Raw genomic sequence first — 13,088 nt, 5'->3', positions numbered from 1 at the left:
GCCTCTTCGTCGCGAGTCCGAAGCGTCGGGTTTTGCGTCATTCGGTGTCCCTTTCCGACCTACCCCGATCAGTCAGGCAGGTCGATCCTGGTCCACCTCCGGCTTACACAGCCGTCATGACACGCCCCTCCCGGCCTGCCTGGCCGAAGCGTCCGACCAGCTCCTTCTTCTTCGTGTCGACGCTGATCACCGGGTCGCCGGCGGCGAGGAACTTGGTGGCGGTGGCGTTGAGGTAGCGGAACTGGGCATCACGGTCCGGCTGCTGCGTGCCCTCCAATGTCTTACGCGTCGACTGCAGGCTGTAACCCTGGGTGCGCAGCATCGTGGCGACCGCGGAATGACTGATCGTGTGTCCCCGCCGGGTCAGCTCACGAGCCAGCTGCCGGGTCGACTTCGTCGTCCACCGCAGAGGCGATTCTGGATCCCCCCGGGTTTCGGGCTCGACCAGGCTGTCGAGTGCCTCGACCAGACCGGGGTTGGCGATCTCCGCCCGCTTCCGGCCGCCACCGGTGGCCCGCACCCGTGTCGGTTCCGCAGGGTCGGTGTCCACCTCCGCGCGACCTCGGGCGACCGTCCCTTTCGCGACGCCGGTCGCCCGTGCCACCGCGGCAATGCCCCCGTACCCCCAGGAACGTGCCTCCGCCCCCAACGCCAGCCGCCGGTCCCGCTCGTTCAACCGAGGCAACAGCACCTCAAGCCGCGCCGCCATCGCCGCGAACTCCACCGACCGGTCAACCGCCACAGTCCGGACTCTATCCAGGTAATCTCACACGCCGATCACCAGTCGAACAAGAAAATCAAACTATTTTATTACAGTTCCTAAGATCACCCGGGGTCGCCGGGCGGTCAACGGAGCGATCGGGTTGCGTATACCCCCGGATGTGATCAGAACCAAGTGTGCCCTGTACTCCCGGCGCGGTAAACCCGCGCAGCGGCCACAGATGCTTCATGACGACGACTACACGATCGTCTCGAAGTATCAGGCCGAGTATCGGGGCGTCGTCCAGTACTACCTGCTCGCCGGTGATGTCTACCGGCTCCAGAAACTGTGCTGGTACATGGAGACTTCCATGTTGAAGACCTTGGCGGGCAAACATCGGTCTACCATCAACGCGATGGCAGGAAAGTACCGAGCCACCGTGCAGACGGACCACGGACCGAGAAAATGCTTCCAGGTCGTCGTCCAACGCAGTGATGGTAGGAAACCACTGGTCGCACGATTCGGCGGCATCCCGTTACACCGACAACCCACAGCAGCCCTCACCGACCGAGCGCCGACCCTGGGCACCTCTCGCGGCAACGAGCTGATCCATCGGCTCCTCGCGGATGGATGCGAGGCATGCGGAGCAACGGACAACGTGGAAGTCCACCACATCCGTCATCTCGCAGACCTCAACAAACCAGGACGACGCGAGAAACCGGCGTGGGCTCGACTCATGGCGATGCGGCGACGTAAGACGCTTGTCGTCTGTCGTCCCTGTCACGAAGCGATCCACGCCGGTCGACCGACCACGCAATCCACGGCACAACCACTGGAGAGCGATATGCGCTGAAAGGCGCACGTATCGTTCGGCGGGAGGCCGACGGAAAAGGACCCGCGAAGCGGGCACCTCGCCGGCGGCCTACCCGACTCGGGAGGGGGGCGTTGGAAAAGGACTGAAAAGTACCTCGCCAACGCCCTACCTCGCGGTCCAACGCTTCACGCCCTTGCTCGTCGACGCCGCGCGGCCCTGCCGGCATCGTCCTGGGGACAGGTGGTTCGTCGACGAGACCTACGTCAAGGTCGCCGGCCGGTGGACCTACCTGTACCGGGCCGTGGACCAGCACGGGCAGGTCATCGACGTCCTCGCCAGCACCCGCCGCGACCAGGCCGCGGCACGCCGCTTCTTCGCCCAGGCGCTGTCCCACGGCCGCCGGCCCGTCGAGGTCACCACCGACAAGGCCCCCGTCTACCCCAGGCTCCTCGACGAGCTACTCCCCGAGGCCTGCCACGTCGACGCCGCCCGGGAGAACAACCGGATCGAAGCCGACCACAGCCGCCTGAAAGCACGACTCCGCCCGATGCGCGGACTGAAACGCCTGCGTTCCGTCCAGACGATCAGCGCAGGGCATGCGTTCGTTCAGAACATCCGCCGCGGCCACTACGAACTCGGGATCGACACCGCCCCGCACGCACGGCTGACAGCCGCGTTCACCGAACTCACCCTCGCGATCTGATCACCCCCCCGGCGGGGTCAACCATGCCCTGCCATCTCCCAATGCAACAGACCCACCGTAGGTACCAGCGGACCGCCAGCATGATCACCTCGGGTGGGAACCGGAACCCGGCGAACTCTGATGTCGGAGCCGGTGGCCGGACACGACGTCGACGCATGACTCGATCATGCCTGGTAGAGGTCGTCGAGGCAGCGGACTTCGTCGACGCAACAGACCCGACCCGACCGCGGAGGTGGCGTGACCGACCTCCATCGACTACGGTAACCGAAATCATTTCTTTTAAGGGTGTGAGGTTCCTTGTCCCTGAGGTTCGTCTCGACGACGGGCAGTGCCTCGACCAGGCGGAACGGCGGGCTGCGGTGACGCTGCACCGACGGCTGCTGCGCCTCGCCGGACCGTTCCGGGGGCCGCTGGCGGTCACCGTGCTGGTCGGCCTCGCGATCACTGGAACCCAGCTGGCCCAAGCGTTCGCCGCCGCGACCGTCCTCGCCCGCCTGTTCGACGGGGCGACGTTCGCCGGCGTGGTCGTCCCGCTCCTCGTCATGGCCGCGATCATCGCGCTGCGCGCGGTCCTCGTGCTCGGCCGAGAACTGGCCGCCCGACGCACCTGCGCGGTGGTCACCGCGGGGATGCGCGCCCGACTGCTCGACCAGGTCGCCGCGCTCGGCCCCGGCCATCTCGTCCGCGAGCGGTCCGGTACAGCGGCTTCCACCGTCGTGGACGGCGTCGACGGGCTGGAGGCCTACTACTCCCGCTACCTGCCCCAGGTGATCGTCGCCACGGTCACCGTGCTGACCGTCTGCGGCTGGCTGGCGTCGAAGGACATCGTCGTCGCCGCGACCGTCGCTGCGGTTGCGCTGGCGATCCCGATCGTGCCCCGGCTGTGGGACCGGGCGCTGGCGGCCCGCGGGCAGGACCACTGGGCCGCCTACGCCGACCTCAACGCCGAGTACGTCGACGCCATGCAGGGCATGAGCACCCTCAAGACGTTCGACACCACCGCCGTGCGCCGGAACGCGCTCGAGGGCAGGACCTGGCACCTGTACCGGTCGACGATGCGCTCGATGCAGATCTCGCTGGTGGAGAGCGGGCTGACCGCCTTCGGGCAGAGCCTCGGGGCCGCCGCCGCCACCGCGGTCGCCGCCAGCCGGGTCGCGACCGGCGCACTGCCTGCCACCGACCTCTTCTTCGTCCTGCTGCTGGCGATCGCCTGCTTCCGGCCGTTCCGCGAGCTCACCATGTACTGGCACGCCGGCTACCTCGGCGTCTCCGCCGCCGAGCGGATCGGCGAGCTCTACGGAGCCATCCCGGAGGTCACCGAGCGCCCCGACGCCCGCGCGTTCACGCCGGCATCCAGGGCCGCCCCGCCCGCGATCGCGTTCGACGATGTGGCCTTCTCCTACGCGACCCGCGAGTGCCCGGCGCTGACCAACGTCAGCTTCACCGTCGGATCCGGCGAGACGGTCGCGGTCACCGGCCGCTCGGGTGCGGGCAAGACGACGCTCGTCTCCCTGCTGCTGCGGTTCTTCGATCCCGCCTCCGGCCGGATCACGCTCGACGGCACCGACATCGCCGCGCTCACGCTGACCTCGCTGCGACAGCAGATCTCCGTCGTCTCGCAGGACACCTACCTGTTCCACGGCACGGTCGCCGACAACCTGCGGCTGGCCCGGCCCACCGCCTCCGACGCCGACCTCGTCGAGGCCGCCCGCGCCGCCCGCGCCCACGAGTTCGTCGCCGACCTGCCCGACGGGTACGCCACCGTGATCGGGGAACGAGGCCTGACACTGTCCGGCGGGCAGCGCCAGCGTCTGTCGATCGCCCGCGCACTGCTCGCCGACCGCCCCGTCCTGATCCTCGACGAGGCGACGTCCAGCATTGACGCTGACAGCGAGAAGGCGATCGCCGACGCGCTGCGGCGGCTGTCCGCCGGCCGGACCACGCTGGTTATCGCCCACCGGCTGTCGACGATCCGCGACGCCGACCGGATCGTCGTCCTCGACGGCGGCCGGGTGGCGGAGGCGGGCGGCCACGACGAGCTCGTCGCCCGCGGCTCCCGCTACGCCGAGCTGATCGCCGCGCAGCGGGTCACCGTCGGATCGGGGGCCGGCCGATGATCATGACACCTGAGGCGGCGCCGACGCCTGGGGCAGCGCCCACGGTTGAGGCGGCGGCGCCGGGCGCGATCCTGCGCCTCGTCCCGGTGCTGCGCCGCCACCGCGCGACGTTCATCGTGACGGTCTGCTGCTCGCTGGCGACCCATCTCACCTCGATCGCGTCCATCGCGACCGGTGCCGCGCTGGTCGCCGAGGTCGCGGGCGGCGCGTCCTTGGGCGACGTGGGCTGGCTGCTCACGCTGCTGGCCGGGCTGGTCCTGGGCCATGCCACCGCCTACTGGGCGGAGATGTGGGTGGCACACGACCTGGCGTTCAAGGTCCTCGCCTCGCTGCGCCTGGAGGTGTTCGACGGGCTGGAGCGCACCGCGCCCGGCGGGCTGCTGGGCCGGCGGACCGGTGAGGTCGCCGGCACGGCCATGGCCGACGTCGAGACGCTGGAATGGTTCTACGCGCACACGGCGGCGACCGCCATCGCCGCGGCTGTCGCTCCGCTGGGCGCCGTGGTGGCGGTCGGGCTGCTCGCGGGCTCGCCGGCCCTGGTGCTCGCCGCCGGGCTGGTCACGGTCGCGGTGGTGCCGTTCATCGGCCAGCGCCAGGCGGACGAGCAGGGCCGCGCCATCCGGGCGGAGGTCGCGGCCCTGAAGGCGGCCGCGCTCGACGGCGTCCAAGGCCTGCGCGAACTGGTCATCTTCGGCGGGCAGCCGGCCCACACCGAACGGCTGCTCGCCGCCACCAGGGCAGTGAGCCGGCGCCAACGCCGGTACGCGCTGCGGACGGGTCTCGAGTCGAGCGCGGCGGAGTTCGTGATCGCCGCGACCGCGTTCGGCGTGCTGGCGCTGGGCGTTCAGCAGCTTGTCGACGGCGGCCTCACCTTCACCGCCTACTCGGTCATGGTGGTTGTGGCGACCGGCGCGTTCGTGCCCCTGATGGAGGCGTTCGGCATGGTCACCCGCTTCGGTGAGCTCCGCGCGGCCGCCGTCCGGGTGTTCGAGGTGGTCGATGCCCCACCCAACGTCGACGAACGCCCGCGATCCGGGCAGCCATCGCCTGGGAGGCCGTCCGCCGAGCAGCCGGCCCCCGAACAGCCGTCATCCGGGCTCGGGCCGTTGGACGTCCAGTTCCGGGATGTCAGTTTCCGATACCAGGCGCATCTGCCGCTGGCTCTGAACGGTCTCTCGTTCACGGTTCCCGCCGGTGCCACCGTGGCGCTCGTCGGCCATTCGGGCGCGGGCAAGACCTCCACCGCGAGCCTGCTGCTGCGGTTCTGGGACGTCACCTCGGGCGAGATCCTGGTGGGCGGGCGCGTCCTGGCCGAGCTGAGCCAGCACGAGGTGCGGGAGCTCGTCAGCCTCGTCCCGCAGGACGTCTACCTGTTCAACGCCACGATCGCCCAGAACGTGCGGCTGGCCCGGCCGGACGCCTCCGACGCCGCGGTCGCGGCCGCCTGCGAGCGGGCGCTGGTCACCGAGTTCACCGACAGCCTGCCCGCCGGCCTGGACACCCCGGTCGGCGAGCGCGGCGCGGCGCTGTCCGGCGGTCAGCGCCAGCGGGTCGCCATCGCCCGGGCGCTGCTGCGCGACCCGGCAGTGCTGATCCTCGACGAGGCTGCGTCGAACCTGGATGCCGACAGCGAGCGCGCGGTGGCCGCGTCGACGGCGGAGGCGCGCCGGGGCCGCACCACTCTGGTCATCGCGCACCGGCTGTCGACGGTGCGGGCCGCCGACCTCGTCCTGGTGCTCGACGGTGGCCGGGTCGTCGAGGAAGGCCGCCCCGAGGAGCTTCTGGCCGGCTCGGGCCCGTTCGTGGCGCTGATGCGCGCGCAGCTCGGCTGAGGCGGGCGCGGAGATGACGACGACCCCCGCGCCGGCTTCGGCGCCCGCTTCACCGGCCCCCACACCGCACCCCGCCGTCGCGGTCGACACCGACGGTGTCGACGGTGTCGACGCCGTCGTCGAAGGCCACGGTGACGATCTCGGCCGGGCCCGACGGCGGCGACTGTTCCTGGTCTGGCTTCTCGCCCTGTCGGCGGTCCTGATGGCCAGTTCCATGCTCGCGGTCAGCTTCGGCCCCGTCCAGGTGCCGCTGGCGACCGTCTGGAAGGTCATCGGCCATCACGCCGTCGGCTGGCCGGAGCAGGTGAGCTGGACCACGGCCCACGACTCGATCGCCTGGAAGGTCCGCGCGCCGCGGGTGCTGTCAGCGGTGTTCGTCGGCGCCGGGCTGGCGATCTGCGGCGTCGCGCTGCAGGCCCTCGTCCGCAACGCGCTCGCCGAGCCGTATCTCATCGGAGTCTCCTCCGGCGCCTCTGTAGGGGCCGCGGCGGCGCTGCTGTTCAGCGTCTCCCTGAGCGGCAGCGCCTGGGGCCTGTCCGGCAGCGCCTTCGTCGGCGGCATCGCGGCCACGGCACTGGTCTTCGCCATCGCCCGGGTCGGCGGCCGGCTCACCTCGACGCGGCTCGTCCTCGCCGGCATCACCGTGTCCTACGCCCTGTCCGCCCTCACCAGCTTCCTGATCTTCGCCTCGGACTCGGCCAACGGCGCCCGCGGCGTGCTGTTCTGGCTGCTCGGCTCCCTCACCCAGGCACGCTGGTCGTCGCTGCCGGTGCCGGCCGCGGCGTTCGCTCTCACGATGGTGGTGCTGTTCTCCTGGGCCCGGCGCCTCGACGCGCTGTCGATCGGCGACGACACGGCGCTGACCCTCGGGGCCCGTCCGACCCGACTGCGCGCGCAGGCGTTCGTCATCGTGGCGGTGTGCGTAGGCGCGGTCGTGGCGATCGCCGGGCCGATCGGGTTCGTCGGCCTCGTCGTCCCGCACGTCGCCCGCCGGATGGTGGGCGGTGAGCACCGCCGGGTGCTGCCGGTGGCCGCGCTGCTCGGCGCGGCGTTCCTGGTGTGGGCCGACGTCGCCGCTCGGCTCGTGCTCCAGCCCCGCGAGATGCCGCTCGGCGTCGTCACCGCGCTCGTCGGCGCGCCGTTCCTGCTGATGCTGGTCCGCCGTTTCCACGGCACCACCGACACCGGTTGACCGGGAATCGCCTACCTGTTGACCGGGGTCGCCTGACCGCAGGCTGACGCCGCGTGACCAAGCCCCCTGACCGACGCCGCCTGACTGACACCACCTCGCCCACCTGACTGAGGTCGGCGACACCGCACCACCTCCGCGCTGGCCACGGCTCCATAGCCCAACCCCACCCAACCCATCTGGAAGGTAATCATGAGACCCGCACCCGTGCTGGCCGCCGTCACCTCGGCGGCCCTGGCATTCATGTTGGCCGCCTGCGGCGGGGACGATGCCGGCCCGTCCGCCGGCCCGTCCGCCGGGCCAGCCGGGTCGAGCGGCCGAGTCGAGGCACTGAGCTTCCCGGCGACCGTGTCGAACTGCGGCGAGGACATCACCCTCGACAAGCAGCCGGAAGCCGTGCTCACCGTCGGCACCGCCGCACCGAGCCTGCTCGCCGTCGCCGGCGCCGGCGACCGGGTGGTGGGCCGTTCCGGGGAGTTCGGTACACCGCTGCACGGGGAGGCAGCCAACCTCCTCGGCGACGTCCCGATCGTCACCCCCGACGACCCGACGCTGGAGAACGTGATCGGCTCCGGCGCGGACATCGTGATCGGGGCAGGGCTGTTCAACACCACGGCGGCGGAGGTCGAAGGCGCCGGCCTGGCGAACCTCCTGGTGACCGGCGAGTGCGGGCACGACACCGGCAGCGGAGACGAGGCCTCGACAACGTTCGACGCGATCTGGACCGACCTCGAGCTCTACGGAAAGATCTTCGGGACGTCCGAGACCGCGAACGAGGCGGTCACCGACCTCAAGGCCCGGCTCATAGCCGCCGGTGACGCGGCGAAGGGCGCGGGCGAGCTGCGCGCCGCGGGCGTCTATTTCTGGGGCACCCAGATCTCGGTGACCGGCAAGCGCAACATCGTGCACGACCAGTTCGACATCCTCGGCGTCACCGACGTGTTCGAAGACCTGGACAAGAACTACGCCGAGGGCAACCTGGAGGAACTGATCGGCCGCGACCCGGACGTGATCGTGCTGAGCTACGGGCTCGACGGCGAGACCGCCGACCAGGCTAAGGCCAAGCTGCTGGCACTCCCCGGCGTCGCGGACATGGCCGCGGTGCGGAACAACCGCATCGTGCTGCTCGACTACGCGCTGCGCAGCCCGGAGCCGTCCGCCGTCGATGGAGTCGAGTTCCTCGCCAAGGAACTCGACCGCGGGGCGTGAGATCACCTGGCGCGGGGGCGAGGGAGAGCAGGCCACACGCCGCCGACTCGGCCGTCGCGGGCAACCCGATCGCCCCGGCCGGCCCAATCGGCCCAGCCGGCCAGGCAGCCTTGGGCGGCATCCGGGCGGCGGGCGTCGATGTGGCCCTCGGTGGACGGACCGTTCTCGACCAGGTCGGGCTAACCGCCGTGGCGGGCCAGACCGTCGGGCTGGTCGGGCCGAACGGCAGCGGCAAGACGACCCTGCTGCGAACCCTCTATCGATCGCTGGCACCGCGGGCGGGCCTGGTCACGCTCGACGGGAAGCCGGTCACGGACCTGCGGCCGGCCGAGCTGGCCCGCCGGCTGTCGGTGGTCGGTCAGGAGACGTCGTCCGACCTGCCGTCGACGGTCGCGGAGACGGTCCTGCTCGGCCGTTCACCGCACCGGTCGGCGTTCCAGAGCTACACCGCGGCCGACCACGAGCTCGCCGCCTCGGCGCTGCGCCGCGTCGGGGCCCGCCACCTCGCGGACAGGGTGTTCGCGACCCTCTCCGGGGGCGAGAAGCAGCGCGTGCTGATCGCCCGGGCGCTGGCACAGCAGGCCGACCACCTGCTGCTGGACGAACCGACGAACCACCTCGACGTCCGCTACCAGCACGAAATCCTCGGCCTGGTGCGGTCACTGGGAACCACCGTGGTCGTGGTGCTCCACGACCTGAACCTGGCCGCCCGGTACTGCGACCACCTCGTCCTGCTCGACGGCGGCAAGGTCGTGCGCACCGGGTCGCCCGGCCAGGTCTGCGTGCCCGAGGTGCTCGAACCGGTCTACGGGGTGCGGGTGCGGATCGTCGACGACGGCGAGTTCCGGCAGCTCGTCTTCGCCCCGAAGGCTCCCGCAGTTCGTCGTGACTCAAGTGCGCATACCAATTGAAAGTCAGAACCGTTTTCATTACCATCGGACTCGCCCGGGCACATCACAGGTTCGTCTACCGAACCGTTACAGGAGGTGAACAAGAATGATCACTCGCATCGCGGCTCGCAAGTGGGAGAAGGCCCTCGCGCCGAACTCGAACCACCACTCGCACAGCACGGCCGGCATTTCCTTCACCTGGGCTCTCTAGCCCCCGGTTCCGGTCACCGGCGAAAGGTGGCGCGGCACGTCCCGCGCAGCACCGGCAGCCAGTGATTTCGGAGTCGCTCACGGCCGGCGGGGCGGAGCGCTCTACCGCCCCGCCGGTTCCCCACCCCTCCATCGCACCATCGACCTACTGTTTCGCAACCGCTTCTCCATTATTTCTCCTTCCCTTTCCGCGCCGCCGCGGCGCCCCTTTCTCAACTGCCGCAGTACCTTTCTTCCCCCACCACCGCATCATTCTTCGCCGTCGCGCCGAGGAGCCCTGACGCCATGACGACCGCTTTCACCGAAGTCCCGACCGGCGATCTGGGGGGATCTCGCCCCGCCCGCGTCCGCGCCGATGTGCACCCGATCGGGGAGAACGACAGCCTGGTGGTCACCCCCCGCGGTGAGCTGTTCCGGGTCGCCACGCCGCCGGAGCGGCTGGAGGCGTTCCTGGCCGCGCTGGACGGCACCCGCACCGTCGAGGAGGCCCTCGCGGCGAGCGGCGCCAGCACCGACCTCGCCGAGGTGCCCGACGTCCTGCTCGCCGAGGGCTGCCTGACCACGGAGCCGAGCCCGCGGGCCGCCGACCGGTCCCGCTTCGCGCCCGTCGGGACGCCGCCCGGCGCATCGGCGTCCGAGGCATCGGCGTCCGGCGAGCTGCCGCCCGTCGGCAGCCTGCTGCTCGTGGGTGAAGCGAGCCTTCTCGAAAGCCTGGCCCCGCTGCTCGACCCCACGCTCCCCAGCGTGATCCAGGCCGGCCCGCTGCCTGAACCGGCGGAATTCCTCGCGCGGATCGCCGATCCGGCCACCACCCTCGTCGTGGTGGCCCGCACCCGGCTGGACGCCCCCTGGCTGCTCGCCTGGGATCAGGCCGCGCAGGACGGCGGCGTGCGCTGGACCCAGTTCCACCTGGACTCCGGGAAGGCCTACTTCGGGCCCGCCATCCTGCCCGGGCGCACCGCGAACTACCGCGACCTGCTCGCCCGCCGCCGCTGCGCGGTCGACGAGGAAGAGGTCTTCGACGCGTTGATCGCACCGCCCGTCGGCGAGATCTACCTCCCGCCCGCCTCCGAGCTCACCTGGATGCTCGGCTCGTTCGCCGCCGACCTCGACCGGCTCCTCACGGGCGTGACCTGCCGCACGCTGTCCACCGAGGTGGAAGCCGACCCGGTGGAGCTCGGCCTCGTCACCCACCCCGTCCTGCCGATGCCCGACCGGCAGCTCGCCGGCCCGCTGGTGATCTCCGGGGAGCAGGGCACCAACCTGCTGATCAGCCCGCGTACCGGCATCATCCAGCGGGTCCGGGACATCACCCACGACCCGTCCGTCCCGGAGCGGCTGCGCACCGCGCAGACCCACAACTCCTCCATGGGCCGTGTCGAGCCGGACTGGGCGAACGACGTGATCTGCGGCGGCAGCGTGTTTGACGACGCGCGCGGCGCCCGCGCCTCGGCGGTCGGCGAGGCCGTCGAGCGCTACTGCGGCAATTACATGAAGCAGAACGACATCCGCTGGTCCTCCTACGACGACCTCGTCGCCGCCGGCGAGCACGCCGTCGACCCCGAACGGCTCGTCCTCTACAGCCAGGCGCTGTACGAGGCGAAGGGCTTCCCGTTCGTGCCGTTCACCCGCGACCTGCCCGTCCGCTGGGTGCGCGGCCGCTCCCTCACCCAGGACAGGCGGGTGTGGCTGCCCGTCACCCTCGTCTACGTCAATTGGATCGCCGGTGAGCGAGGCGCCGGCCTCGGCCCCGATGACGGTGTCGCCCACCCCATCACCAACTACATGAACTTCTCCGGCGTCTCCGCCGGGCGGACCCTCGACCAGTCGATCGTCTCCGGCATCGAGGAGCTCGTAGAACGCGACGCCACCATGATCTGGTGGATGAACCGCCAGCCGCTGCCCGCCCTGGCCCTCACCCCCGACCTGGAGGGGCTCTGGCAGGGCCGCCCGCACGACCTCGGCCAGCGCGCCACCCTGATCCCGATCGACAACGAGTTCGGCATCCCGGTCGCCGCCGGCATCGTCCACAACACTGAGCACGACTGGTTCACCATCGGCTTCGCGGCCCGCCCGGACGTCCGCCAGGCCGGCCTGAAAGCGTGGACGGAAGCCCTCACCCTGCAGGAGGGCAGCCGCGACCTCGACATCGAGGACAGCCTCATCCGGCAGGCCGTCGAATGGGGCTTCGCCTCGTATGAGGGGCTGAAGGAGTGGCGGGCCGACCGCCACTACCTCGACGACTACCGCGCCGACTTCCGCGACTGCGCCGACCTCATGTGCCAGCAGCAGATCTTCCTCGACCCGCGCGCCGTCGAAGCCGTTCGGCCCTGGACGGACGTCCCGGCCACCAGGGGCATCAACACAGTTCCGCCGCTGCCCGACCGCTCACTGGCCACCTACCGCGACCGCATCGAATCCCGCGGCTTCGAGATCTGCTACGTCGACCTCACCACCCCGGACGTCGCCGCCGCCGGCATGCACGCCACCCGCGTCGTCATCCCCGGGCTCGTCCCGAACTTCCCCGCGGCGTTCCCGATGCTCGGCACCGGCCGCGTCCAACATGCCCCGGTCGACCTCGGCTGGCGCGACACCCCCTTGGCGGAGGAGGAACTCAACTACTGGCCGATCCCGCACGCGTAGTTCTCCAGCGGGGGACTGTACGAGTAACGGCTCTGTGTCACATTCGGTGGTGACGTAAAGCGACCAGGCGCCGCGCCAGCGTCCACGTCCGTTTGGTGCCATTACGAGGCTTTCAGGTGTCACGCTGCGGCGACTGCCCGACCTTGCGGTCGACGACGGGACGCCCGACTCCGACCATTTTGACTGCCCTTACGGGTGTTAACGCACGGTCACCACCGAATGTGGCACAGAGCCATTACCTGGACAGACCCGAATTGGGATATACGGTTGGCCACCATGGCCTTGAGTTTCGGGGGTGTGGACCGCTCCGGGTACCTCGGGTGGTTGGCTCGGTCGGACCGCGGCGACTGTCCTGACGGTCAGCGCCAGAACTGAATCTTGCTCGGAGTCTGAAATGATCTGCGGCTGCCGCTGTGCACCGGCAGGACCTGATCCGAGCGCTGGGTCCCCACCGGTGCTGGATGGCGAGGAGCCAGCCGTCGTCCCCGCACGCGAGAGGATCTTCCCGCGTCGAAGCAGGGCATGGCCCCTCGGGCGGGGGTCGTTCCCGGACGCGCGGGGATCTTCCGACCCCAGTGGTGATTCGGTCCGTCCCGCTGTGGTCGTCCCCGCGCCGGCGGAGCGATGCGAGGACGCGGGTGCTGGCGCGGTGTGGCTAGTACTCCAGCCCGACTTTTGTGATCAGTTGAGTTGGAGTGCTGCGGCTTGGCGGCGATAGTGGCTGGCTTGTGCGCGTGCCTGGTGGCGGCGGCGCCACCGGGACCAGGCCAGCACGAAGCCG

The 13,088-nt window shown here is 70.5% G+C and carries 6 protein-coding genes and 4 pseudogenes; 8 read left to right on the top strand and 2 right to left on the bottom strand.

The features are described from left to right. Nucleotides 1-121 precede the first annotated feature (121 nt). Nucleotides 122-709, bottom strand: a pseudogene (locus AB1460_RS32045) (ISAzo13 family transposase); the annotation flags it as partial. Nucleotides 710-818: 109 nt separating this feature from the next. Here AB1460_RS32045 and AB1460_RS32040 point away from each other — a divergent pair. Continuing rightward, nucleotides 819-1,553, top strand: a pseudogene (locus AB1460_RS32040) (group II intron reverse transcriptase/maturase); the annotation flags it as partial. A 127-nt stretch (nt 1,554-1,680) separates the two neighbouring features. Beyond that, nucleotides 1,681-2,217: pseudogene (locus AB1460_RS32035) on the top strand (IS6 family transposase); the annotation flags it as partial. A gap of 52 nt (nt 2,218-2,269) precedes the next feature. Here the strand turns inward: AB1460_RS32035 and AB1460_RS38430 are convergent. After that, a pseudogene (locus AB1460_RS38430) lies at nt 2,270-2,374 on the bottom strand (IS6 family transposase); the annotation flags it as partial. Nucleotides 2,375-2,504: 130 nt separating this feature from the next. Here AB1460_RS38430 and AB1460_RS32025 point away from each other — a divergent pair. The 6 genes from AB1460_RS32025 (at nt 2,505) to AB1460_RS32000 (ending at nt 12,307) form a co-directional block, all read left to right on the top strand. Beyond that, complete coding sequence (locus tag AB1460_RS32025; RefSeq protein WP_368965831.1) at nt 2,505-4,334, top strand: ABC transporter ATP-binding protein/permease; 1,830 nt, start codon at nt 2,505-2,507, stop codon at nt 4,332-4,334. Beyond that, nucleotides 4,331-6,166, top strand: a complete 1,836-nt coding sequence (locus AB1460_RS32020) for an ABC transporter ATP-binding protein (RefSeq protein ID WP_368965830.1) — start codon at nt 4,331-4,333, stop codon at nt 6,164-6,166. Before AB1460_RS32025 ends, AB1460_RS32020 begins: the two co-directional genes overlap by 4 nt. Before the next feature lie 13 nt (nt 6,167-6,179). Beyond that, nucleotides 6,180-7,358 carry a FecCD family ABC transporter permease gene (locus AB1460_RS32015; RefSeq protein WP_368965829.1) on the top strand — a complete coding sequence of 393 codons (1,179 nt, stop codon included), beginning with the start codon at nt 6,180-6,182 and terminating at the stop codon, nt 7,356-7,358. A 189-nt stretch (nt 7,359-7,547) separates the two neighbouring features. Then, nucleotides 7,548-8,564 (top strand): ABC transporter substrate-binding protein, encoded by a 1,017-nt coding sequence (locus tag AB1460_RS32010; RefSeq protein WP_368965827.1) that lies wholly within the window; start codon nt 7,548-7,550, stop codon nt 8,562-8,564. A 110-nt stretch (nt 8,565-8,674) separates the two neighbouring features. Further along, nucleotides 8,675-9,475, top strand: a complete 801-nt coding sequence (locus AB1460_RS32005) for an ABC transporter ATP-binding protein (RefSeq protein WP_420497429.1) — start codon at nt 8,675-8,677, stop codon at nt 9,473-9,475. A gap of 474 nt (nt 9,476-9,949) precedes the next feature. Continuing rightward, nucleotides 9,950-12,307 (top strand): YcaO-like family protein, encoded by a 2,358-nt coding sequence (locus AB1460_RS32000; RefSeq protein ID WP_368965825.1) that lies wholly within the window; start codon nt 9,950-9,952, stop codon nt 12,305-12,307. The last annotated feature ends 781 nt before the right edge of the window (nt 12,308-13,088 follow it).

Origin of the sequence: Parafrankia sp. FMc2 (assembly GCF_041008525.1) — a bacterium.
GTDB lineage: Bacteria > Actinomycetota > Actinomycetes > Frankiales > Frankiaceae > Parafrankia.
This window is presented reverse-complemented; position numbering and strand designations above follow the sequence as displayed.

What these genes read in the sequence shown, in the direction of transcription:
- AB1460_RS32020 (WP_368965830.1), top strand. Translation starts at nt 4,331, where the DNA reads ATGATCATGACACCTGAGGCGGCGCCGACGCCTGGGGCAGCGCCCACG.
- AB1460_RS32015 (WP_368965829.1), top strand. Translation starts at nt 6,180, where the DNA reads ATGACGACGACCCCCGCGCCGGCTTCGGCGCCCGCTTCACCGGCCCCC.
- AB1460_RS32010 (WP_368965827.1), top strand. Translation starts at nt 7,548, where the DNA reads ATGAGACCCGCACCCGTGCTGGCCGCCGTCACCTCGGCGGCCCTGGCA.
- AB1460_RS32000 (WP_368965825.1), top strand. Translation starts at nt 9,950, where the DNA reads ATGACGACCGCTTTCACCGAAGTCCCGACCGGCGATCTGGGGGGATCT.